The sequence below is a fragment of the Providencia sp. wls1916 genome (assembly GCF_009706585.1).
GTDB classification, from domain to species: Bacteria; Pseudomonadota; Gammaproteobacteria; order Enterobacterales; family Enterobacteriaceae; genus Providencia; species Providencia lanzhouensis.
This window is the reverse complement of sequence record NZ_WLUL01000002.1, coordinates 24,247-47,625: the sequence shown is the minus strand read 5'-3', so window position 1 is coordinate 47,625 and position 23,379 is coordinate 24,247. Positions and strand designations below refer to the sequence as shown.

Sequence of the window (23,379 nt, the reverse complement as noted above, 5' to 3'; positions counted from 1 at the left end):
ATTAGCAAAGTGCTTTAATTGCTTCAATAACGCGGACGTTTTCAATTTCGGTACCAATGGTGATACGCAGGCAGTTGACCAACCCAGGTTGCTTGCTTTGGTCGCGTAAAATAATGCCTTGATCCCACAGGGCTTTAAACACTTTAGCGCCATTGGTAAAACGCACCAGAATATAGTTGGTTTCACTTGGGTAGACGGTTTCAACGACAGACAATTCACGCAATGCCTCTGAAAGCGCAATGCGATTCTCGCGAATTTCTAACACGCGCTTTTTCATGGTGGCGATGCCATCAGCATTCAGGGCTTTTTCTGCTATCAGCGCCACAGGGGTAGAGAGCGGATAGGGGGCGATGACTTTCAGTAAAACTTCAATTACTTCAGGGGATGCTAAGGTAAATCCACAGCGTAAGCCCGCCAGTGCAAAAGCCTTTGATAAGGTTCTTAAAATTACTAAATTTGGGTATTTGGCAAGCCAGCTAGCGACGCTGAACTCAGGGCAAAACTCAATATAAGCTTCATCGACGACCACCAGCGCACGGTCAGCCGCCATTTCTAATACTTCCAGCAGCGCTTTATTATCGATGATATTGCCTGTCGGGTTATTTGGGCTACAGATGTAAATCAGCTTGGTATTCGATAAGTTTTCGCGGATAGCGGCGACATTCAGTGACCAATCTGGCAACGCCAGAATTTTTTTCTGTTCTACACCAAAGGTTTCCGCGCTGACGCTGTACATACCGTATGTTGGTGGGCAGAACATCACCGCATCTTTACCGGGTTCGCAAAATGCACGGATCAATAGTTCGATAGATTCATCCGCGCCACGGCACACTAATACTTGCTCAGGAGATAACCCTGCATAGGCGGCATAATTGTTAATCACACCAGCAGGTTGTGCCTCTGGGTAACGGTTAAGATTGCGTTCAATAAACTGATAATCTGGCGCCGTTGGGTATTCGTTGGCGTTGAGCCATACATCTCCATTTCCCCCAAGACGACGGGCGGACATATACGGGGTCATTACTTTTACATTTTCGCGTGCAAGGCTGGCTGCGTTAAACGTCTGGCTCATAGTTCACTCCTGATTTTGTTTTTTTAGTTCGGTGACTCGTAAGGTAACGGCGTTTTTGTGGGCAGTCAGCTGTTCCGCTTGTGCCAAAGTTTCTATGGTGTTGGCTAATCCTAGTAACCCTTGAGCCGACAGTTTTTGGACTGTCATTCGCTTCATAAAATCGGCTAAACCAAGGCTTGAATAGGTTGATGTGTAACCATAAGTTGGTAATACGTGGTTGGTGCCGGAAGCGTAATCCCCAGCGGATTCAGGGGACCAATCTCCCACAAATACCGATCCTGCACTGGTGATAGACTCAACCAAATCATCGGCATTGCGAGTTTGCAAAATCAAGTGTTCAGGTCCGTAGCGGTTACTGATTTCAACACATTGGTTGATAGAGTCCGCGATGATCACTCGGCTTGCGCTGAGCGCTTCACGCGCAATAGATGCACGAGATAACGCCGTCAGTTGTTTTTCAGTCTCTTCAATAACGCGCTGTGCAAAATCCGCGTCGTCGGTGAGCAAAATGACTTGAGAATCTGGCCCGTGTTCTGCTTGGGAGAGTAAATCCGATGCCGTAAATGCAGGGTTAGCTTGGCTATCGGCAATCACTAGTACTTCGGATGGCCCCGCTGGCATATCAATAGCCGCACCTTGGTAGCTTTGGCTAACTTGTCGTTTGGCTTCCGTTACATAGGCATTACCCGGTCCAAAAATTTTATCAACGCTCGGAATACTTTGGGTACCAAATGCCATTGCAGCAATAGCTTGGGCGCCACCAACTTGGAAAATATCAGTAATGCCACATAGTTTGGCTGCATATAAAATTTCGTCTGCAATCGGTGGAGGTGAGCAGAGAATAATGTTGCGGCATCCGGCGATATTTGCAGGCGTTCCCAGCATCATGACAGTGGAGAGCAACGGTGCGGAGCCGCCTGGAATATACAGCCCAACAGAATCAATCGGGCGGGTCACTTGTTGGCAAATCACACCTGCTTGAGTTTCAACAGTGATCGGCGCAGGTTTTTGGGCTTCATGGAAGCGGCGAATATTACCAATCGCCGTGTTCATTGCCGCTTTAATGTCATCGCCAAGGCGAGCTTGGGCTTCATCAACGGCTTCTTGTGAAACACGAACAGAGGTAATGTCTGTTTTATCAAAACGTTGGCTCAGGGCGATGAGGGCTGCATCTCCCTCTGTACGCACTTGGTCAATAATTTGACTGACCGCGGCGCTAATGTTGCCAGAGGCGGCAATAGCAGGGCGCATCAGTAAAGCTTCTTGCTGCTCTTCAAGGCAGTCTGACCAGCGAATTGGTTGATTGAATCCCAGTTCCATGGCGAATTACTCCATCATTTTTTCAATTGGTAAAACAAGAATTGAACTTGCGCCCAAGGATTTCAGTTTTTCCATGGTTTCCCAGAATAGGGTTTCTGAGCTGACCATGTGCATTGCAACACGGCTTTGGTCCCCTGCTAATGGCAAAATAGTTGGTCGCTCAGCACCCGGTAACAGTGCGATGATCTCTTCGAGTTTTTCACCCGGAGCATGCAACATAATGTATTTTGATTCGCGTGCTTGGATAACACCTTGAATACGCGTCATCATGCGGTCAATTAACTGTTGCTTATCGGCAGACATTTCACCGTCACGCTGGATTAAGCACGCTTTTGAGCGGTAGATGACTTCCACTTCTTTTAAGCCGTTTGCTTCAAGGGTTGCGCCTGTAGAAACGAGGTCACAAATGGCATCGGCTAAACCAGCGCGTGGTGCGACTTCGACTGAACCGTTCAGTAAGCAAGATTTGAATGTCACGCCTTTTTCATCAAAATAGCGTTTCAGTAGGTACGGGTAAGATGTCGCAACACGAGATCCATTCAAGCATTCTGCCCCGGTATAATTGAAGTCTAATGGCGCGGCTAAAGAGAGGCGGCAGCCACCAAAATCAAGGCGACGTAGAGTGGTAAATTGCGGATTTTCACCGCGAGCTTGGCGGCTTAATACTTCTTCTTCCAGTACGTTTTCGCCAATGATACCGAGGTCAACCACACCGTCCATTACCAGTCCCGGGATATCGTCATCACGTACACGAAGTAAATCAATAGGCATATTTTCTGCATAAGCAATCAGTCGCTGCTGTTGTAAATTGATTTTAATGCCGCAGCGAGCCAGTAGCTCCCTTGACTCTTCGCTTAGACGTCCTGATTTCTGTATTGCGATACGTAAACGTGATTTGTCCAACATAATTTTGCTCCACATCCCAAAAATATCTTTTTGATTAATAATAAAAAAACCCTCGGAAGATAATCTTCCGAGGGTTTTCTCAATTCGCATTTCAGCCACCGGAAGAGTCGTTGATCGTCTTCCAGCACACATCGCCCGAAAGACTAATCAGGATGATGGTGATGATGATGGTTGCGTGAAATACGAGTCATAATAGCTTCCGTTTAGTTATTTGGATAATTGCTTAAACATTCAATACTAATCAAGCTATCCGATTTTACACTATGAATGCAACCCTTTTTTTCAAAATAACTCATAATAATTAGTTCCCGGTTTTTTATAGTGATTAATCCCTTGGAAAATAGCTTCGGAAGTTGAATGATTTTCAGCTAATCTATGAGGCATTGATGCAATCACTTTCTCAGGATGCGGGACAGTCTTATGAAAAAAATCACCATTATTGGTTTAGGTTGGTTAGGGGTTCCTTTAGCGAGTCGCTTGATGGCGCAGGGAATGACGGTCGCAGGAACGAAAACGAGTTTGGATGGTGTTGAAGCTGCCAAAAGGGTTGGTATTGACTGTTATCAACTGCAATTGACGCCAGAATTACAATGCGATACCGAAGATTTATGTGAATTAATGGAGGAGGCGGAGGTGATGGTAATTTTATTACCGCCATCAAAAGTCAGCCTTTCTGAGTATATTGTGGCGATTGAGCAATTAGTTGATAGCGCGATTAGCTATCAAATTCCTCGGGTTATCTTTACATCATCGACTTCTGTCTATGGTGATGTGGATGGAGTCATTAATGAAGATGCGCCGTTACTTGGTGAAACCGCCTCAGCACAAGCGTTAATTGCGGTTGAGCAATGGCTGCATGATTTACCCAATATTCAGGTGGACGTACTACGATTAGCTGGTCTTGTGGGTGAAAAGCGCCATGCAGGTCGCTTCTTAGCAGGGAAACAACAAGTCAAAGGGGCTAATCAGCCTGTAAATATGGTGCATCAAGATAATGTGATCGCCGCAATTTTGTTGTTGATCCAGCAATCCAATGGTGGACATACCTATAATTTATGTGCGCCTGAGCACCCGACGCGTCGGGAGTTTTACACTGAAGCAGCAAAGTCATTAGGCTTAACACCGCCAGAATTTGCGCTTGAAGAGCATGAAGCGACAGGGAAAACAATCGATGGAAATCGAATTTGCCAAGAAATGGGGTTTGAGTATGAGTTTACTCACCCACTTTATATGCCGATGAGTTAAATAAAATCCGTGGCGCTCAATACGAACGCCACGCTAAATGCTTATTTGATAGGTAACATCACAATTTCTTGGAACGCAGGACGCTTGGTCAGTGTTTGATACCAGCGCTCTAAATGAGGAAATTCAGGGCGTTCTGTCACAATTTCATGCCATGGGTAGAACAGTGGCGCTATGGCAATATCTGCAATACCAAATTTATCTCCGCTAAAATAGGCTTGAGTCGCCAGAGCATCATCCGCAATTTTCAGCAGTTTTTCGATATTTTGATAAATGACTTTGGCTTGAGCCGGGTCTCTATCGGCTTCAGGAACGCGAACGATTTTGTTCATCATCTGCTTGATATGGTCAAACAAATTAGCGCTGCTCCAATCCATCCATTTATCAGCAGCCGCTTTTTCTTGCAGATCACGGGCTAACAATAGGTGAGAGTGATCATACTTTTCCGTAAGGTAACGTAAAATTGCATTGGATTCCCACAGGGTAAAGCCTTCATCCTGTAAAGTTGGAATTGTGCTGTTTGGATTCATTTTCTTATATTCAGGTGTATCAACACCACCGAATGGGCCACCAACATCTTTTTGATTATAAGGAATATTCAGCTCTTTCAAGCACCACAGTACTTTTTTCACGTTTGAAGAGTTAGTACGTCCCCAGACAGTTAACATTGGAATCTCCCATGACTATGTTTTAACTTAAAGACGGTATTTTTGACCTAAACAAGATAGATGAAATTAATGAATTGAGAAACTTTATTATTTATTAATTGCGGTGGTCATCATCACTTATTTTGTTTAGGGTATAGGGGGACTTTAATTAGCGTAATATTTTGCAGTATCTCGATGAATTTGACTGCATTTTTGGTTTCTAGTGAATATTTTATTAAACATGGTTTGATTGTGATGAACGCTTTGAATGGTAATAGCAACACTAATAGTAAAGGAGTAACCAATGAATAAAACAACATTGTCCTCAGCAATTAGAGGAACAGGTATCGGGTTCAGTCTATTCGTTGTGATGAGCACAAGTAGTTATGCAGCTCAGACACCAGTTGCTCCACAGGTTGACGCAAAAGCGTTTGTATTAATGGATTATAACAGCGGTAAAATTTTGGCATCGGGTAACCCTGATGAGCGTTTGGATCCTGCAAGTCTAACCAAGATCATGACTAGCTATGTGGTCGGGCAAGCGGTCAAAGCAGGGAAAATTACACCGCAAGATATGGTGACAGTGAGTGAAGCCGCATGGGCGACAGGAAACCCTATTTTAAAAGGTTCTTCCTTGATGTTCTTGAAACCGAAAGACCGTGTTTCGGTATTGGATTTAAATAAAGGCGTGGTAATTCAATCTGGGAATGATGCCAGTATTGCCTTGGCTGAGCACGTTGCGGGGAGCCAAGAATCTTTTGTTGACCTTATGAATGGCTACGTCCAAAAAATTGGCTTAACCAATACCCATTTTAAAACCGTACATGGTTTAGATTCTGAAGGGCAATACAGTACCGCTCGGGATATGGCTGTGTTAGCGCAAGCGCTGATCCGCGATGTACCTGATGAATATGTATTGCATAAAGAGAAAGAGTTTACGTTCAATAATATCCGTCAACCTAACCGTAACCGTTTATTGTGGAGCCAAAATCTCCATGTTGATGGCGTGAAAACAGGACATACCAGCGGGGCGGGTCATAACCTAGTCGCATCAGCAACCGATGGTCCTATGCGTTTGATTTCAGTTGTTTTAGGTGCGCCAAGTGACCGCGTTCGTTTTTCTGAAAGTGAAAAGTTACTCACTTGGGGCTTCCGTTTCTTCGAAACAGTGACGCCGATTAAAGGGGATGCTGTTTTACAGAAACAACGTGTTTGGTTTGGTGACATTTCGGAAGTGCCTTTAGGGGTCGAAAAAGATGTGGCAGTGACTATTCCAAAAGGTCAGTTACAAAACCTAAAAGTGGATATCAAACTGGATAATGACTCCCTTGAAGCGCCTTTAGCATTAAACCAAAAAGTGGGCACGATTAACTTTATTCTTAATGGTGAAGTGATTGAGCAGCACCCACTGGTTGCAAAACAAGCCGTAGAGGAAGCGGGGTTTGTCGGTCGTATTTGGGATTACATCATGAAAACCATTACTGGCTGGTGGAATGCTATTTTTGGATGATTAAAACCTAATTATCAAATTAATATATGGAGACCTCTTTATGAGGTCTCTTTTTTTGTAATGAATAACATTAAATAAATTTACAGATAAACTTCAATTGAAATATTTTCGATTCAATTTAATAATCATTTTAATTGTTTGAGAGCTAACTATTTTACTGTTATTTAAATATCAATGGCTGAAATTATCTCATGCAATTTCATAATATATTTATTAATTTAATTAATTGAAATGGAGAATTATCAATGGGCATTTCCATGGAAGAAAGAATGCATCAGCTGTCCTTGCAAAAAAATACCAAAGGGATTGGGGAAAACAGTGTTAATGGTGGTCGTGCGGATAATCGCGGTGAAAATAGTGGTGTTATGAAATCCGGTGATGCGGTTGATTCCGGTAACGGGGGCGGTTCAGTGAATGGTGGTAATACACTGAACATGAATATCAATAAACACAAAATGCAAGGAGGAATTGCACGTAATGATGGCTTAAATAATGGGGAAGTTGTGGGAGGGAATAGTACCAACCATGGTTTAAATAACAATGAACTTAATGGTGGTTCCGCAACGAATGAATTTGGTTCTGTTAACCATGAAAATTCTTTTATTAAGGGCGGTAATGCTATTCGTGAATTGCAACGTGGTCTTGATGAATATAAAGGAATGCAAAAGCAATTGGCGATGATCGATGAAGAGGTTACTAAAAAAAATAATCAATTATCAGAATTACAAAAGCAGCAGAAAGCGTTAGGAGATCAAGCTGATCAATCGGATGAGACAAAACAGCGTTTTATGCAAATTGAAGGAGATATGAAGTCACTAAAAGATGAGGTGAAACAGACGCAAGCGGAGGCAAAGAAACTTAATGTAAGTATGGATGCTCAACGTGTTGAGATAGCAGAACTCAAAACTCAGTTTGATAAAAACCAAGAACAGGTCAAACAGCTGGGAGAAAAAATGAATGCTGAGAAAGAAGAATTGAAAGTGCGATTTGCAACCCAAGAAGCTCGTAATAAAAAACAAGCAACAGATATTGCTAATATTAATATCAAGATTGACGGCAAGCAAAAAGAAGTTGACGCTTTGAAGCTCAAGTTTGAAAGTGAAGGAAAAGCTAAAGCAGATACGAATCCTAAAATACTGCGTTTAGAAAGGGATGCTCGCAAGTTACGGGTCGATCTAGATAGTAAATCTGATAATCAGTCTAAGAGTCAAGCTAGAATGGATAGCCTGGAGGCGAGAATTAAAGTTTTAGAAGTGAATGAAAAAACGGCAGAATTGGAATTAAGGGAGATAAGTCTGAAGCAACAGGAAATGGCTGAAAAATTTGCTCACTATGAGCAGACTGTTGAGCAAGACAATAAAAAACTTGACGAGATGGCCCAGGTATTCGATGGCATTGGTAAGTTGACAAGTCAAGGTAAAGGTATTTTAGCGGGGTCGTCTAACACTACGACTACGACAACGACGCATACAACCTCCTTGTACTCTCATGAGACAAAAACACCAAGTGGTCATGTATCTGCTGGATTTGCACAAAACTTAGGGGATAATTCAGGTTCTATGCGTGGTGGTGATAGCATTAGTAATTCGTATGAGACAAATATTAATAATGAGACAAATATTAATAATGAGACAAATATTAATAATGAGACAAATATTAATAATGAGATAAATCTTAAGAATGAAATGATGTTTAAGATTGATGCTGACCAAACCGTCAATAAAATAGCGGAAGGGGTGAGTGCTTTAACTAAGCCTGTTGAGGCTACTGCTTTAGATGTAGGAAATTCGGTTAAAGGCGCTGCCGATACTGTTAGTGCATTAGTCTCAACGAAAACACCATATCAAGTTTGGTAATAGTACTTAGCCAGCAATCAAAAGGCCTGCATTTGCAGGCCTTTTATCGTCAAAAAGCAATTAGCTATTCACAGTGCCCTAACTTAATCGCCAAACCGCCTTGGGAAGTTTCACGGTATTTTGCGTTGATATCTTTACCTGTTTCATACATGGTTTCGATGACTTTATCGAGACACACGCTTGGCGCACTCACACGGCGTAATGCCATACGAGCAGCATTCACAGCCTTAACAGATGCAATTGCATTACGTTCGATACAAGGTACTTGGACTTGCCCGCCAACAGGGTCACAGGTTAAGCCTAAGTTATGCTCCATGGCGATTTCCGCCGCGACGCACACTTGCTCTGGGCTGCCTCCCATTAATTCTGCCAAACCAGCAGCTGCCATGGAACAGGCTACGCCGACTTCACCTTGGCAACCGACTTCCGCACCCGAGATAGACGCATTCATTTTGTACAGCGTACCAATCACGCCCGAGACTAAGAAATAACGGGTATAAGAGTTTTCGTTGACTGGGCGAATAAATTTATCGTAGTAAGCCAATACCGCAGGAATAATTCCACACGCACCATTCGTTGGGGCTGTTACAACACGGCCACCCGCAGCGTTCTCTTCATTGACGGCAAGGGCGTACATATTGATCCAGTCAATTACTGCCATTGGGTCAATATTGTTATTGTCAGAGGTCACTAATTGACGGCGTAATGCCGCTGCACGGCGAGGAACGCGCAGTGGACCTGGTAATAAACCTTCGGTGCTCACCCCACGTTCAATACCGGCTTTCATGACATCCCACACCGCAGCCAGATAGTCAGAAATCTCTTCTTTGCTGTGCAGGGCTAATTCGTTTTGCATTACTAATGCAGATAAAGATAATCCCGTTTCTTTACAGTGTTTTTGTAAATCAGCTGCATACTTGTATGGGTAAGGGACTTGAACCGCATTTTTAGTTTCTTGACCGAAATGTTCTTCATCGACGATAAAACCACCGCCAATAGAATAATAATTCTTGGTATACAGAACGTTATCGTCATCAAATGCGGTAATTGTCATTCCGTTTTCGTGTAATGGTAGGTTGGTTGAATGGAAATTCATCCCACCTTCCGTTGGGAAATCGACTTCATGTTGACCATTTGCCAGCAACAGTTTGCCAGTTTGCTCAACATTACGCATAAATGCTGGGATAGCATCAATATCAATCGTATCAGGCAGATTACCCGCCAAACCCATAATAATCGCCATATCGGTGGCGTGCCCTTTACCTGTTAGGGATAAAGAACCATAAACATCGACGGAAATACGTGTGGTTTTAGTGAGAAGATTTTGCTGGATGAGGTCATCGACAAACTGCTTACCGGCTTTCATAGGGCCGACAGTGTGTGAGCTGGATGGTCCGATACCGATTTTAAAAATGTCGAATACGCTAATCATATTCTGTCTTCCTATATTGAAGGATCCCCATCAAACTGGCAATTACAGGGTATTTGTTGTCAGTAAGATGATTATAGAAGATCCCTCAATTAACCAGATTGATATAGGTTAATTGAGGGCTTAGATTTACTTAATTATTTGCTAATTTTTTTAATTAGAAGAATAACTTGTAAGTTGCAGCGGAGATAGCGACCAGACCCATGATGACAACGAAGATATTGCTGAGTTTACCGGAGTATTTACGCATCGCAGGAACTTTGCTGATTGCATACATTGGCATTAAGAACAGCAGGATTGCGATAACTGGGCCACCCAGACTTTCAATGATATCCAGTACACCAGGGTTCAATGTTGCAACAATCCAAGTTGTTACTAACATGAACAGTGCAGTACCACGATTTAATTTTTTAACATCAACTGTTTTGCCTTTTGCGCGATATGCACGCTCAACTAAACCATTGAAACCTTCACGAGCACCTAAGTAGTGGCCTAAGAATGATTTGATGATAGCGATAAAGGCGATGATAGCTGCGGCATACTTGATGAACGGCTGATCAAAATAGCCAGACAGGTAGTCAAGGATACTGATATTTTGCGCTTTAGCTGCAGCAAGGTCAGCTGAAGACAGTGTGAATACACAGCTGATGACGAAGAACATTACAGTCAGAACCATCAGGATGTGTGCAGAAGCTAGAATGCGTGAGCATTTTTTCTCAGCCGCTTCATCATACTCTTCACGTTTTGCAACAGAGAAAGCAGAGATGATTGGTGAATGGTTAAACGCGAAAACCATAACTGGGATTGTTAACCAGATAGTGATCCAAATGCTTTGTCCACCTGATGCTTTAGCCGCTTCAGTCACGTTATCTAAAGATAATGTGCTCAGAGCATCGGTGCTCCAATGTGGAACCATATACAGAGAGAAAGCGACCAGTACGGCGATGAATGGGAACACCAGCATACTCATGACTTTAACAATGTATTTTTCACCGAATGCCACGATTGCCATGACGCCACCGACTAAAATCAGTGCCAGCAACCAACGTGGTGGTGCACCAACGCCTAATAGTTCAGTCAGGAATTTGTTAACGTTGTTAGTGATGGAAACGCCATAAACTAACAAAATAGGATAAATTGCAAAGAAATAGAGCAGGGTGATCCAGTTACCTGCTGTACGACCAAAGTGCTCTTCTACCACTTCGGTAATGTCACCGTCTTTCTTTGAACCGGAAAGGACAAAGCGTGTTAAACCACGGTGAGCAAAAAATGTCATTGGGAAAGCAAGTACTAACATCAGTAATACTGGCAGTAATCCACTCATACCCGCATTGATAGGCAAGAATAAAACACCAGCGCCGATGGCGGTACCATAAAGACCGAGCATCCACACGGTGTCTGTTTTACGCCAAGCGGTAGCATTCCCTGTTTGCGAGGCTGTTTTGTTGATGGAACCAACTTTTGTTGTATCCATAATAGTCTCCAAAAATAAAAGTCAAAAAATAAAAATTGGGTGCCTATTTCACTAGGCTCTTAATCTTTTTGTACGATTAATCGACGGTTTAATTAATGGTTAGTAAATAAACAATCGGTTAATACACTGTCTAGCCATTAATAATGGTTTTATACGTAACAATCTGATTGGAAATAAAACTAAGATGAATATGAAATTCATTTTCAATCAGTTTTGCAATTTTATAAGTAATTTTTAAAAGTGGATTTTGAGTGTGAGAATCTACATTTTAGCAGAACAAAATGCCGTGATCATTATCTCAAAAGAGAAATATCCCCCATGTTTATCAGCTCACAGTGAATTTTGTAAAATTGTTAATGAAATTTAACTTAGTGCTAGCTATTACTGGTTTTCAACCATATTCATAAAATGATTATTCGACAAATTTATTTATATAAAAATACAAAACATTAAAACCGTTATCATGTTAATAAAAAATTTAACGTCAATAAAATGATCAATGACTTGAAAATAAAGATGGAAAAACCACGCTATTCCTTGGATGAGTTTCAACTTCATAATTAACGTAACATAATGATATTTATTGTATTTTTGTGATTGCATTAATTGATTAATAACGTGATTAATTTTTTTGGTTAATTAATGTTCTTGAGGAATATGTTAATTGTTTTAGGGGATTTAAGATTAGAAATAGAATACTTATTTTTCGTCACAAAAAATAATAAGAAAACGTTACAAAATATTTGTTAATTAATTGTTTTAATATTTATTTGATAAATTCAAATAAAGTTATTGATGCTAAAAATAAATGAAAACAAACTTTGATTTAGCTCAATATTTAATGACGGGAAAAATGAAGGGGAAAGTACTGACACTAATAATAGGTCAGTACTTTAAATCACCAATTAAGGTTGCATCCATCCTTTGCGAATGAGAGAACCAAATACGAGGTGGTAAAGACGAGTGATTGGCTGCTGAATAACACTGCCGCCCACAGCCCAAATCAGCTGAGATAAACCGCAAGAAATAGCACCTAAGATAAATGCACCAATCATGTCTAACGGCCAGTGAACGCCAAGATAAATACGAGACCATGCAATAACGATGGCAGGAACCATAAACACGAAGCCAACCCACGTTCTTAGCCAGAATAAGAAAGCAAAAACAAAGGTAAAGACGATAGTTCCATGGTTACTCGGAAAAGAAGGTGTTGCGTCGTGATCTAAGAAATTAGAACCAATTCCCATCACAAAAGGGCGTTCATGTGGCGCAAAAGAACCAATCAACCAAGAAATCACTAAACCAATAACAATGGCGTAAGCCGTTTTACAGGCAAAGGCACGTTGGCGAGTCATATTTGGCTGTGCACCCCAAAACCAGCATGCAACAGTAAATAGCGGAAAAATAAGGATCAAGCGTTTGGCGATCACCGTGGCTAACGCAATAGTACCACTTGCGGACTCAGGCGTTGCGTTGATCAGATTAAAAAGATCCAGATTTAGTTGTTCCAGCACGATCGGAGTACCTCGGACATTAGTTCTCAAGAAGACGGGACATAGCAATGGGAAGGGGGTGAATCAAGACACGCTCTAGACCTTGCTACTCAAGCTGACAAATTTACTTTTTGTTAAACATTAACTCAATCAATATTTGCTCAATAACAGTGATTTATCAGGGCAATGCAAAAGTTCTAGACACAAAAAACCCGATAGCATGAAAGAATCAAATGGCTATCGGGCTCCTCAATATGGGGACATCAAAGAAAAGCAGTGGCACTAATTAAGACTACGGCAAAGGAGGAAAGTTCTCTCGGTGATCAGAAAAAGTGCAATTTTTGATGAAAATATTTTTGCATAGCACAAAAAGAAAAAATAAAGCCCCAAATGATAGGCTCATCTGGGGCTTTATAAAAGAAAATGTCTTGTAAGATTGATTACTTATACAGGCTCAGATTTTCTTTAGCGTATGCTTCAAAATCAGTGCAACCACCGATGTGTTTCTCATCGATAAAGATTTGAGGAACGGTTTCTACAGTTTTACCAACGGTTTTAGATAAGTCTTCTTTAGAGATACCTTCCGCTTGGATATCAACATAGCGATAATCGAAGTCGTCACGTTCATTTTTCAGTTTTTCTGCAAGTTCTTTAGCACGAACACAGTATGGGCAACCAGGGCGGCCAAAAATAACAGTGTACATAATATCTCCTTAAATTTAGAACTCAGATTTTAATGACTATTCAGATACGAAATAATAATGCCCAATACTATGCCAACATCAGCTTCTAAATAAAAGTTGAATTTTCCTTTCATAGCTATAGGCAGTATATATAATTTGCTAGAGGTGGTGACGATACTGTCAGTATAAGGCAATAAAACGAAGGAAAACATCATGGAACAACAGCAAAAAACCACAAAAGAGACTAAAGGGACGATGCGCTCATTAGCGGATATGCCAAAACCCGTTCTTTTTCTTGAGGGTATCGGAATATTATTACTAATCACCGTATTACTTGCTACTAATGACTATATTACGCTGCCGGAATGGCTAGCCAGCTCTGGCGCGATTGTTTCTATGGTGCTGGTCGGGATGGGCTGCTTAATTCCGGCGATGATTAATATTATTTGGCGAGCCGTGCATGGTCTTACCTTTTTGGGAATTGATAATAAATCGGGTGGCGCGAGTCGTGACCGTCGTAATCAACCAAAAGAGACGACGCGAGATGATGATAAACCAGACGAAAAGTAGAGCAGGGCATGGTTTTACTGGTGTTTAGATTGGCTATGTGTGAAAATTGTCCGCTTTCTATTTGTTAGACTGAATGATTTGTTAGTATGAGTGCTTGGTTGGCATGAATATGGTTATTTTTGGTATATCGCTATTTTGAGTTGAAGAAGGTTATTGCTCATGGATTCTATTTGTTACCCAGATATCTCACAGCTGCGAGAGTGGCTAGACCAACTCAAAACGTCTTATTTCGAGTGTGATTCTTGTGCTGCTTTGCATCTCCCTCATATGCAAAATATTGATGGGATCTTTGATGCTAAATTAGACATTATTAATAATGTGTTAGTACTCTCAGCATTGGCAGAACTTAAACCTACCGCGATTATTACGCTGGTGGCAAATATTAGCCAAATTAACGCCAGTTCATTAACGGCAAAAGTTTTTCTCGAAATTAATAATGAAAATCTACCTAAGTTGGTGGTTAGCCAATCATTTTCGTTAGAAGCCGGAATTACTTATCGCCAATTTAGCCATTTCTTACAGCAGGCCGAAGAGCAAATTTCCGGTATTGTGTTTGAAATTTTCAGTAATAATCTACTGTATGCAAACCAAGATGAGTATGAAGAGTTAGAGTCGGATGATAATGATGACGACACTGAATCCGACCTTGATGATAAACCTTCTGTAATTATTCACTAAATACCCTATGCATTGTGAAAAATATTTGGCAGGAGAATGTCGCTCCTGTCAGTGGCTAGAATTATCGCCAGAACAGCAAATTGCCCGTAAACAAGATAATCTGCAATCGTTATTGCCTTCTTTGGCATCATCTATATTTTTGGCACCCGTGATGGGACCATTTGAAGGATTTCGAAATAAAGCCAAAATGGTTGTCAGTGGTAGCGTTGAAAAGCCAATTTTGGGTATTGTTAACCGTGAAGGTGACGCCGTCAGTTTAACGGAGTGCCCGTTATATCCCTCTGAATTTTCGCAAATCTTCGCGCAGCTTATTCCTTTTATCGCGAGAGCTGGGTTAACCCCCTATAACATTGAGCGTAAGCGTGGAGAGCTAAAATATATTTTGCTGACACAAAGCTGGCATACCAAACAATTTATGTTGCGCTTTGTCTTGCGTTCCGATAAAAAAATCGAGCAATTACAGAAAGCATTACCTTGGTTACAAGAAAAATTGCCGCAATTAGCCGTGATCACCGCCAATATTCAGCCCGTACATATGGCTATTTTAGAAGGTGAACAAGAAGTTATGTTCACTGAGCAACATGTGTTGCGGGATGAATTTAACCAAGTTCCTCTGTTTATTCGTCCGCAAAGTTTTTTCCAAACTAATCCTATCGTGGCATCTCAGTTATATCAAACTGCACGAGAGTGGGTAAAAGAATTGAATATCACTAGTTTATGGGATCTATTTTGTGGCGTGGGTGGCTTTGGTTTGCATTGCGCGGATAAGACGATCAAACTAACGGGGATTGAGATTAGTGCGCCAGCTATTGAGTGTGCTCGTCAGTCTGCCCAAGAGCTAGGTTTGCAGCACGTTGAGTTCCAAGCGTTAGATTCAACAAATTTTGCCACCAGCCGCCAAGATATTCCCGATTTAGTGCTGGTGAATCCACCTCGCCGTGGTATCGGTAAGAATTTATGCAATTATTTATCTGATATGCATCCTGAGTATATTCTCTATTCTAGCTGTAATGCCCAAACTATGGCGCAAGACTTTAAATTATTATCAGGATACGAAGTTTGCAAAATTCAACTGTTTGATATGTTTCCGCATACTGCACACTATGAAGTATTGAGTTTATTGAAGCGAAAATAGTGATTAAAATAGATAGGTTTACGCCTATCTATTATGAATTTCCCCATATTTATCAATAGACAAATTACCTTTTGTGTTCTTTATTAATGGGAGATTTTCAGTAATAGTTGAAATCATTTTTTTAACGTCAGTTTCATTTGAATCGAGATTCCATTTTTTTAGTCCCTTATAAATGGTGATTTTGGTTATATTACTTATTAAGTCATGGCTTTTCAGTTTTATTTTGAAATTATTGGGTAATACTATATTTGCTTTATTTTTTATGAGTGCATTTTTTATATTAGTTTGAATATCTTCATCAGAAAATTCAGGTAAGCTAAGTTTGTTTTGACTGTTGGCTCTTTTATCAATTATGCGGACATTAAGTAATGCATGACCAGCATAAGAATGCTCAGTTTGAGCATTGGTACTAAATTCATTAAAAAATTGAGATAATTGTTTGAAAAACCTGTAGCTATCTTCATCAAATAAAATGCCATTGTTTGGATCAAAAAATGTATATACTACTTTCTTGTTATTACTTTTGGCAGAAATAGCCATACAGTGGCCGATTGTTTCTACAAGAGAATAATAATAACCTTTGCTTTTTATTGATTCATCGATATCCATTTCTATATCAGCTAGTGTTTTTAACTCGCCATAATGATTGATATTTTGTCTATTTTCCAGTGGTTGTGTATTATCGTCGATTAATCCTGCGCGAATTTGTCTATCAACGGAGATTAGCCCCATTCTGTCTAACTCAAATTTTAAAAAGGCAATCAAAATTAAATGGGCATCATCTGTTGTTAACGGCATTCTATAGGATAATTTTTCTCTTATTGGTGCTATTTCTTCCTGGGATAAATGCAAGCAACTGGAGCCGTTTCTATCCAGTATTTTTTTTATAAAAAATACTAAATTGGCAAGGGAATCATAGCCAATGATAAATTTATCGGGGTCACTCAATATTTTAGTGATCTCAGGTAGTTGAAGTAAGTTAGCCAAATACACAATATTTTCTTCCTGAGCACTTATCTCTCTAAGTGTGAGGTTCTTTATATCGAATAATAGATTATCCAATGCAATAGTATTTGAATAATCTATTTGTTCATTGACGGCTTGGTGCATTAAAACATTAAATTCTGAGAGTTTGACATTTTTAATGAAATTTAAAAGATACTCATCGAGTGTATTTTGAGGCTCTTCATAATGGGCTAAAGTGTCAAAGGACTCATTTATCTTTTCTATATATTGCGTGCCACGGTTATTGTTCTCATGCAGCAGAAAACAAGTGGAAAGACCACGGCAAATACCTGCTTGAATAGGGCTAATATTTGATACTTTGACAAGCTTATTCTGAAATAGATCGGGGATATTCGTTGCTATGTAATTAACAATAGGTTCTTGTTGAAAAGGAACGGAAAAATTAATTTGTGTAATCATCTCGATAGCCTTATTTAATCGGTATAATTTTGCAATGATTCATGCTACCAATACAAAAAAGGTCTATCTTTCAAAAAGCAATATAATATATAGAAATGATTTGCCATGTATGTTTTTCATACAAAAAAGCTTGGCATAAGACCAAGCTTTTTCATTTAAAAACAATCTGTTAACTTTTAGCTGCGATGTTCAAAAGCCAGTGCTTTACGCTCAATCAGACGCATAATTAACGTCAGAATCGCATTCACCACAAGATAGATAATCCCTGCCGCGACAAACGCCATGACATCCCATGTCTGCCCAAATACTTGGCTACTGTAGCCCATAATATCCAGCATCGTAATGGTACTGGCGAGAGAGGTACTTTTGAAAATCAGTACGACTTCGTTGGAATAGGATGAAAGTGAACGTTTAAACGCATAAGGAAGAATAATCCGCATAGTTTGCAGCTTATTCATACCCAGCGCTTGGCAAGACTGCCACTGACCTGACGGAATGGCTTTTACCGCGCCATGGAATAACAGTGTGGAATAGGCTGCACTGTTTAATGCTAATGCCACCATCGCACAAACCCAAGGCGTCGAAATAAACTCCCACAGCATAGGGTAATCTTGCAGTGACTTAAATTGGCTCGGGCCATTATAAATCAAGAAGAATTGCACTAATAACGGCGTACCCGTGAATAGGGTGATATACACCTTAACCGCTTGTGAAATGACGGGAGTTTTGAGGGATAAGATCAGCGTAAAGAAGATGGCTAAGATAAAAGCCACCAATAATGCACTGAAGGTCAGTGACAAGCTGGTCGGTAATCCCGGTAATATTTGTAGAATTAAATCGATCATTTCGCATCACTCCGTTCAAAACGCGTGGTGCGCAGTTCAATACGTTTTAGCACCAATTGGCTTAATAGGGTGATAGCGAGGTAAATCAGTCCCACAATAGCGTACCAAGTAAATGGTTCATGGGTACGATTCACAATGGTTTTAGTTTGTAGCATTAAGTCATTGACGCTAATTAAGGAGACTAACGCGGTATCTTTGAGTAACACTAACCATTGGTTACCTAAGCCGGGCAGGGCATGGCGCCACATTTGCGGCATGATATAGCGAAAGAAAATGGTGCGTTTGCTTAATCCAAGTGCTAATCCCGCTTCCCATTGACCATAAGGTACGGCTTTCAAGGCACCACGCAAGGTCTGGGAGGCGTAAGATGCATATAACAGCGCGAGCGCAACTACACCACAGAAGAATGGTGTGTAGTCAAATTCGCCGCTATCAGCAAAGAAAATGCTCGGGTCAATTTGGAAAGTACCTTGCCAGAAGCCTAAGTTAATGGCGATACCATCACCTAACAGGTTAATAAGCTGGAGGGTTCCAAAATAGACAAACAGCACCACCAGTAGTTCAGGTAAACCACGGATCAGCGTGACCCAGCAGGTTCCTAAAAAGGCGAGAGGTTTGAACCGAACAGATTCCCACGCGGTAAATAGCATCGCGAGAACCAATCCAAGGACTAGTGCTAAAACGGCAAGGCCGACGGTAATACCGGCGGCACTTGCTAAAAAGAATAAATCATTCATTAATTATATCGACTACTGTTGAAACCATTTTTTATGGATAGCATCGTAGGTGCCATCGGCTTTAACTTCAGATAAGGCTTTGTTCATTTTATCCAGCAACTCTTTGTTGCCTTTACGAACCGCGATACCTAAACCAATGCCAAAGTATTGTGGATCGGTCACTTTGTCGCCCACAGCCGCTAAGTTTTCATTACCTTTCGCTTTTAACCATTCATCAGCAACGGCTGTGTCACCGAATACCGCATTAATACGACCGTTTTGCAGATCTAAAATGGCAGATTGGTAGTTATCATAAGGGACAACCGTCATATCTTTATGTTGTTCCAGAATGTATTTCTGGTGTGTGGTACCGTTTTGTACCCCGATTTTTTTACCTTTTAACTGGTCAACGGCAGTAATCTTATCTTTTACTGCAATAAACTCAGCGGAGTTCGGATAGTAAGTTTCGGTGAAATCCACTTGTTGTTGACGCTCAGGGGTAATATCGATACCCGCCATTAACGCTTCAAAGCGACGGAATTTCAGGCTTGGAATTAAGCTATCAAAAGATTGGTGTGTGAATGTGCAGGTTGCATTCATTTTTTCACACATTGCATTTGCCAGATCTACGTCAAAACCTACGATTTGGTTGTTTTTATCAAACATTTCAAACGGGGCGTAAGTTGCTTCAGTTGCAAAACGGATGGTCTCTTTTTCCGCCGCCGCCGCAGATAGGGTTACAGCGCCTAATAATGTAGCTAATAATAATTTTTTCATTGCTTAATCCTATATCTATTAGTGGGACAGAATCTATTAATGGGATAGATAATTTGCAAATGCTTCGGTTTGAGGTGCAGCGAAGTGGCTAGCATCTCCTTGCTCTACAATATGACCGTTTTCCATATAGACCACACGGCTTGCGGTTTTACGGGCAATTTCAACTTCATGGGTCACGATAACTTGGGTGATCCCTGTTGCTGAAAGTTCACGAATAATGTCTACCACTTGCGCTGTAATTTCAGGGTCAAGTGCGGCTGTTGGTTCATCAAATAATAGAACTTGAGGTTCCATCATCAAGGCGCGAGCAATCGCGACACGTTGTTGCTGTCCACCGGATAAATGCAGGGGATAACGGTCAGTAAATTGCGATAAACGTAAGCGCTCTAACAGCTTAGCGGCTTTTTCTTGTGCTTGCTGTTTGGATAGCTTCAAAACGCGGCATGGCGCTTCAATCAGGTTATCCATCACACTTAAATGAGGCCAGAGATTATATTGTTGGAAAACCATACCTACATTTTGGCGCAGATCGCGAATGGCTTTCGCATCTGGTGTTTTGGCAAAATCAAAAGTATGGTTGGCAACATTGAGTTGACCTGAACGTGGCATTTCTAGCAGGTTCAGTACGCGCAGTAAGGAGCTTTTACCTGCGCCACTTGGCCCGAGTAATACCATGGTTTCACCAGCAGAGCACTCTAAGTTGATATCAAAGAGTGCCTGATGGTTACCGTAGAAACAGTTTATGTTTTTTAATTGAATGCTCATGCTTACCAATAATATCTAAATTAACTACCCGCGATATTAATCCTGTAAGCATATTTATGCAATGTTTTATGCATAAAAATTTGGTTTTTCACGCTAAATTTATTCTGGCTTATTGGAGCTATCTTCCGCTATCGGTGCTGTCACAAGCTTTTTGTCCCGTTGAATAGCCAATTCACTAATACGCTTAGCCATGCCTTTAAAGATGAACAGATGAGCTGGCATCATCGCAAACCAATAGAGTAATCCGCTGAAACCCGCAGGATGCCACCATGCACGAACATCAATGGAGCGTAGGTTTCCACTATCATGAATAGTGAAAGTTAATCGACCTAAACCTGGTGCTTTCATACCAAAAAGTAAGCTAAGTTGTTTATTTGGTTCCAGATTAATGACTCGCCAACCATCAACTTCATCACCAACCTGTAAGGTGTCACGATCAGGTCTGCCATATTTGACTTTATTCAACATCATATCGTCCATAATGGCGCGTGTTTTCCAAAGGATATTGGCGTAAAAATAGCCTTCCTTTCCACCAATTTGCTGGACGGTATGCCAGAGCGATTCTGTGGTTGCTGTGGTGCTAAAAGTAAAACCCGCTTGTTTAGGGTAGTAGCCGTAACCCGGTCGCCAGCGTTTTCTCACCTCAGGATCATAACCCCAATCAGAGTTATCAATAGCACTGGCTTCTTCCGCTAATGTGGTTCTGACTGCATCATCAAATGAAATCAGCGTTTGCGGGATAAGCTCGCGAATGAGTTTATCGTCTGCAGGCAGATCGTGTTGTAAGCCTTGGATCAACTCTTTGGCAATAGTCGGCGGCACTGAAGTTATCAAGCTAATAAAGTGCACGGAGATCATGCTGACAGGGATTGGAATTGGAATTAACAAGCGACGCTTTCCAGAGACTTTAATAAAGCGCTTGAAGAGCTCTTGGTAGCTTATATATTCAGGACCACCCGCATCTAACACTCGACTTTCTGTCACGGGAAGTTGGGCTAACTGGGTGAGGTAATACAGGATATTTTCAAGGGCAATTGGGGATGATTTTGAACGTACCCAACGAGGCGGCGTCAAGATGGCAAGGTTATACACCATATCTCGCATAATTTCGAAGGCCGCAGAACCTGAACCAACAATTATGGATGCGCGAATTTCAGTCACAGGAATACCACTTTCGCGCAGAATCTCCCCTGTTAAGCGTCTGGCAATTAAATGCGGGGAATAAGTATGCCCATGTTGCAGTGCGCTGAGATAAATCACCTGCTTGACGTTAGAGCCTTGCAGCGCATTTTGTACATTGCGTGCCGCTTCACGTTCACGTTCAATAAGATTGGCTTGATCCGCCATGCTATGAACGAGGAAGTAAACAATATCCACCTCGTCCATGATATTTTTCAGGGTTTCAGGCTGGTGTAAATCCACATAGATACAGCGAGTATCCGACCAACCTTGGGATAGCATCCAGTCTACACGTCGGGCGGCAGCAGTGACTTCATGACCTTCTTCCAATAATTTAGGAATTAAATTTTGCCCAATATAGCCACTTGCACCTAGTACTAAAACTCGTTGTTTACCCGTCATGTTAATTTCCTGTGATACCTAAATTAACGGCTATTGTGACTGAAATTCTACTTATGTAAAGAAGGCCATAAGGATTGGCGTAATTAGACTTAAAACGAAGCCGTGAACGATAGCCGCGGGGACAATCGACACGCCACCACTACGCTGCAATACCGGTAAAGTAAAGTCCATAGACGTAGAGCCACAAATTCCCAATGCAGTAGAACGATAGCGATTAATGATTAATGGAATCAACATGATGGCAGTCAATTCTCGCAATAGGTCATTAAAAAATGCGGCGCTACCCATCACGGGACCATAGGCATCGGTAATTAAGATACCAGTGAGTGAATACCAACCAAATCCAGAGGCGATAGCTAACCCAATTTTGATAGGAAGCCCAAGGAAAAAGGCTGCGGCTGCCCCACCGATAAGGGCGCTAACCCCCATGACTAAGGCAATAGTCGTACCTCGGCGGTTAATTAAAATCTGTCGAATATGCATGCCACTATTACGCAGTTGTACCCCAACCAGTAACAGCAGCAACATTAGCGCCACTTGGCTGCCTTTATCCGCATAATGTAAGAATTTAAACCCCGTTAATCCTACTAAAAAGCCAATGAGCAAGACACCACACAGCTGCAAGGATTCAAATACCATTTTGATACGTGAAGGGGGCTTTTCTTGCTTGTGCTGCGGTACTTTCCACGGATCAAGTTTATCCAGGAGAATTAAAGAAAGCGCATTGAGGCCAAAAATGCAGGCGAAGAAGGTCAGGGCATAAATTAAGATGGACACTAAATGTGCGCTGAGGTTTTCAAGCAAAGCAAGGGTAATACCCATTAAAAATAAAATAACGTACACCATCGAATTTAAAGACTGATGAACTCGATGAAGAACATTTTTATTTTTTATAGGTATCAAGTAACCAAGAAACAGAGGTAAAAGAATAATCAGCAAGCCTGAATACATGTTAGTGCCCTTTTATTTCATTTCGTTTTACTGCATTAACTACACTAATTTATGCCAATATAAACAACAGATTATATTTAAAAATTCATGAACATAGCTATCGAAACATGAATAAATTTAACCTGTGATGCTAAATATCACGTGAGTGATAAATATTTTTCAATGGCTGATTAACTAAAAATAGGAGAAAAATGCTGGAAAATAAAGCATAAACATCCTATATCACCAACTAAATAAGCTCAATACAGGGACATGTATCGCAACGTGTTTTTTTTGTACTGTGTTGACTCGTATAGTAATTAAT

21 protein-coding genes and 1 other annotated feature are annotated in these 23,379 nt (G+C 41.1%); of the genes, 6 read left to right on the top strand and 15 right to left on the bottom strand.

The features are described 5' to 3' along the window. Position 1: 1 nt before the first annotated feature. Genes hisC through hisG form a run of 3 tightly spaced genes read right to left on the bottom strand, consistent with a single transcriptional unit; the run spans position 2 to position 3,298 of the window. The gene (gene hisC / locus GKR61_RS00265; RefSeq protein ID WP_154639468.1) at positions 2–1,072 is read right to left on the bottom strand and encodes a histidinol-phosphate transaminase; all 1,071 of its coding nucleotides are present in this window, start codon (positions 1,070–1,072) and stop codon (positions 2–4) included. Positions 1,073–1,075: 3 nt separating this feature from the next. Then, positions 1,076–2,392: a histidinol dehydrogenase gene (hisD, locus tag GKR61_RS00260; RefSeq protein ID WP_036951911.1), complete on the bottom strand. Its 1,317-nt coding sequence runs from the start codon at positions 2,390–2,392 to the stop codon at positions 1,076–1,078. Between the two features lie 6 nt (positions 2,393–2,398). Then, on the bottom strand, positions 2,399–3,298 hold the full coding sequence (gene hisG / locus GKR61_RS00255; protein ID WP_036952018.1) for an ATP phosphoribosyltransferase: 900 nt from the start codon (positions 3,296–3,298) through the stop codon (positions 2,399–2,401). A 40-nt stretch (positions 3,299–3,338) separates the two neighbouring features. Then, positions 3,339–3,466: a sequence feature (His leader region), on the bottom strand. A 252-nt stretch (positions 3,467–3,718) separates the two neighbouring features. Here hisG and GKR61_RS00250 point away from each other — a divergent pair. Beyond that, positions 3,719–4,543: an SDR family oxidoreductase gene (locus GKR61_RS00250; protein ID WP_154639467.1), complete on the top strand. Its 825-nt coding sequence runs from the start codon at positions 3,719–3,721 to the stop codon at positions 4,541–4,543. Between the two features lie 41 nt (positions 4,544–4,584). On the opposite strand, the gene GKR61_RS00245 is transcribed toward GKR61_RS00250, so the two are convergent. Continuing rightward, positions 4,585–5,208 (bottom strand): glutathione S-transferase family protein, encoded by a 624-nt coding sequence (locus tag GKR61_RS00245; protein WP_036951905.1) that lies wholly within the window; start codon positions 5,206–5,208, stop codon positions 4,585–4,587. A 283-nt stretch (positions 5,209–5,491) separates the two neighbouring features. Here GKR61_RS00245 and GKR61_RS00240 point away from each other — a divergent pair, with 283 nt between their 5' ends. Together GKR61_RS00240 and GKR61_RS00235 are read left to right on the top strand one after the other, a co-directional pair. Continuing rightward, positions 5,492–6,697, top strand: coding sequence for a serine hydrolase (locus GKR61_RS00240; protein ID WP_154599918.1), 1,206 nt, complete (start codon positions 5,492–5,494; stop codon positions 6,695–6,697). Positions 6,698–6,954: 257 nt separating this feature from the next. After that, complete coding sequence (locus GKR61_RS00235; RefSeq protein ID WP_154639466.1) at positions 6,955–8,553, top strand: hypothetical protein; 1,599 nt, start codon at positions 6,955–6,957, stop codon at positions 8,551–8,553. 64 nt (positions 8,554–8,617) lie between these two features. Here the strand turns inward: GKR61_RS00235 and GKR61_RS00230 are convergent, their stop codons facing one another. The 4 genes from GKR61_RS00230 to GKR61_RS00215 form a co-directional block, all read right to left on the bottom strand. Continuing rightward, positions 8,618–9,985 carry an L-serine ammonia-lyase gene (locus tag GKR61_RS00230; RefSeq protein WP_036951897.1) on the bottom strand — a complete coding sequence of 456 codons (1,368 nt, stop codon included), beginning with the start codon at positions 9,983–9,985 and terminating at the stop codon, positions 8,618–8,620. A gap of 154 nt (positions 9,986–10,139) precedes the next feature. Further along, positions 10,140–11,456, bottom strand: a complete 1,317-nt coding sequence (locus GKR61_RS00225; protein WP_108478971.1) for a serine/threonine transporter — start codon at positions 11,454–11,456, stop codon at positions 10,140–10,142. 905 nt (positions 11,457–12,361) lie between these two features. After that, entirely contained in the window at positions 12,362–12,970 is a 609-nt protein-coding gene (ybjG, locus tag GKR61_RS00220) for an undecaprenyl-diphosphate phosphatase (RefSeq protein WP_108478970.1), read from the bottom strand. 419 nt (positions 12,971–13,389) lie between these two features. Beyond that, on the bottom strand, positions 13,390–13,653 hold the full coding sequence (locus GKR61_RS00215; RefSeq protein WP_006657693.1) for a GrxA family glutaredoxin: 264 nt from the start codon (positions 13,651–13,653) through the stop codon (positions 13,390–13,392). A 192-nt stretch (positions 13,654–13,845) separates the two neighbouring features. On the opposite strand from GKR61_RS00215, the gene GKR61_RS00210 reads away from it, so the two are divergent. From GKR61_RS00210 to rlmC, 3 genes are all read left to right on the top strand, one after another. Then, positions 13,846–14,202 (top strand): YbjC family protein, encoded by a 357-nt coding sequence (locus GKR61_RS00210; RefSeq protein ID WP_154599921.1) that lies wholly within the window; start codon positions 13,846–13,848, stop codon positions 14,200–14,202. A gap of 159 nt (positions 14,203–14,361) precedes the next feature. After that, positions 14,362–14,880 (top strand): YbjN domain-containing protein, encoded by a 519-nt coding sequence (locus GKR61_RS00205; RefSeq protein WP_036951887.1) that lies wholly within the window; start codon positions 14,362–14,364, stop codon positions 14,878–14,880. A gap of 7 nt (positions 14,881–14,887) precedes the next feature. Then, positions 14,888–16,015 carry a 23S rRNA (uracil(747)-C(5))-methyltransferase RlmC gene (rlmC, locus tag GKR61_RS00200; protein ID WP_154599922.1) on the top strand — a complete coding sequence of 376 codons (1,128 nt, stop codon included), beginning with the start codon at positions 14,888–14,890 and terminating at the stop codon, positions 16,013–16,015. 24 nt (positions 16,016–16,039) lie between these two features. Here the strand turns inward: rlmC and GKR61_RS00195 are convergent, their stop codons facing one another. The 7 genes from GKR61_RS00195 to GKR61_RS00165 form a co-directional block, all read right to left on the bottom strand. Next, the gene (locus GKR61_RS00195) at positions 16,040–17,440 is read right to left on the bottom strand and encodes a hypothetical protein (protein WP_154639465.1); all 1,401 of its coding nucleotides are present in this window, start codon (positions 17,438–17,440) and stop codon (positions 16,040–16,042) included. Between the two features lie 176 nt (positions 17,441–17,616). After that, on the bottom strand, positions 17,617–18,285 hold the full coding sequence (artM, locus tag GKR61_RS00190) for an arginine ABC transporter permease ArtM (RefSeq protein WP_036951879.1): 669 nt from the start codon (positions 18,283–18,285) through the stop codon (positions 17,617–17,619). Beyond that, positions 18,282–19,022, bottom strand: a complete 741-nt coding sequence (gene artQ / locus GKR61_RS00185) for an arginine ABC transporter permease ArtQ (protein ID WP_036951876.1) — start codon at positions 19,020–19,022, stop codon at positions 18,282–18,284. Before artQ ends, artM begins: the two co-directional genes overlap by 4 nt. Before the next feature lie 12 nt (positions 19,023–19,034). Then, positions 19,035–19,778: an arginine ABC transporter substrate-binding protein gene (gene artJ / locus GKR61_RS00180; protein WP_036951873.1), complete on the bottom strand. Its 744-nt coding sequence runs from the start codon at positions 19,776–19,778 to the stop codon at positions 19,035–19,037. 36 nt (positions 19,779–19,814) lie between these two features. Further along, positions 19,815–20,543, bottom strand: a complete 729-nt coding sequence (artP, locus tag GKR61_RS00175) for an arginine ABC transporter ATP-binding protein ArtP (RefSeq protein ID WP_154639464.1) — start codon at positions 20,541–20,543, stop codon at positions 19,815–19,817. Between the two features lie 99 nt (positions 20,544–20,642). Then, on the bottom strand, positions 20,643–22,124 hold the full coding sequence (locus GKR61_RS00170) for a DUF2867 domain-containing protein (RefSeq protein WP_154599925.1): 1,482 nt from the start codon (positions 22,122–22,124) through the stop codon (positions 20,643–20,645). A gap of 51 nt (positions 22,125–22,175) precedes the next feature. Beyond that, entirely contained in the window at positions 22,176–23,075 is a 900-nt protein-coding gene (locus tag GKR61_RS00165; RefSeq protein ID WP_154639463.1) for a lysine exporter LysO family protein, read from the bottom strand. Between the last annotated feature and the right edge of the window lie 304 nt (positions 23,076–23,379).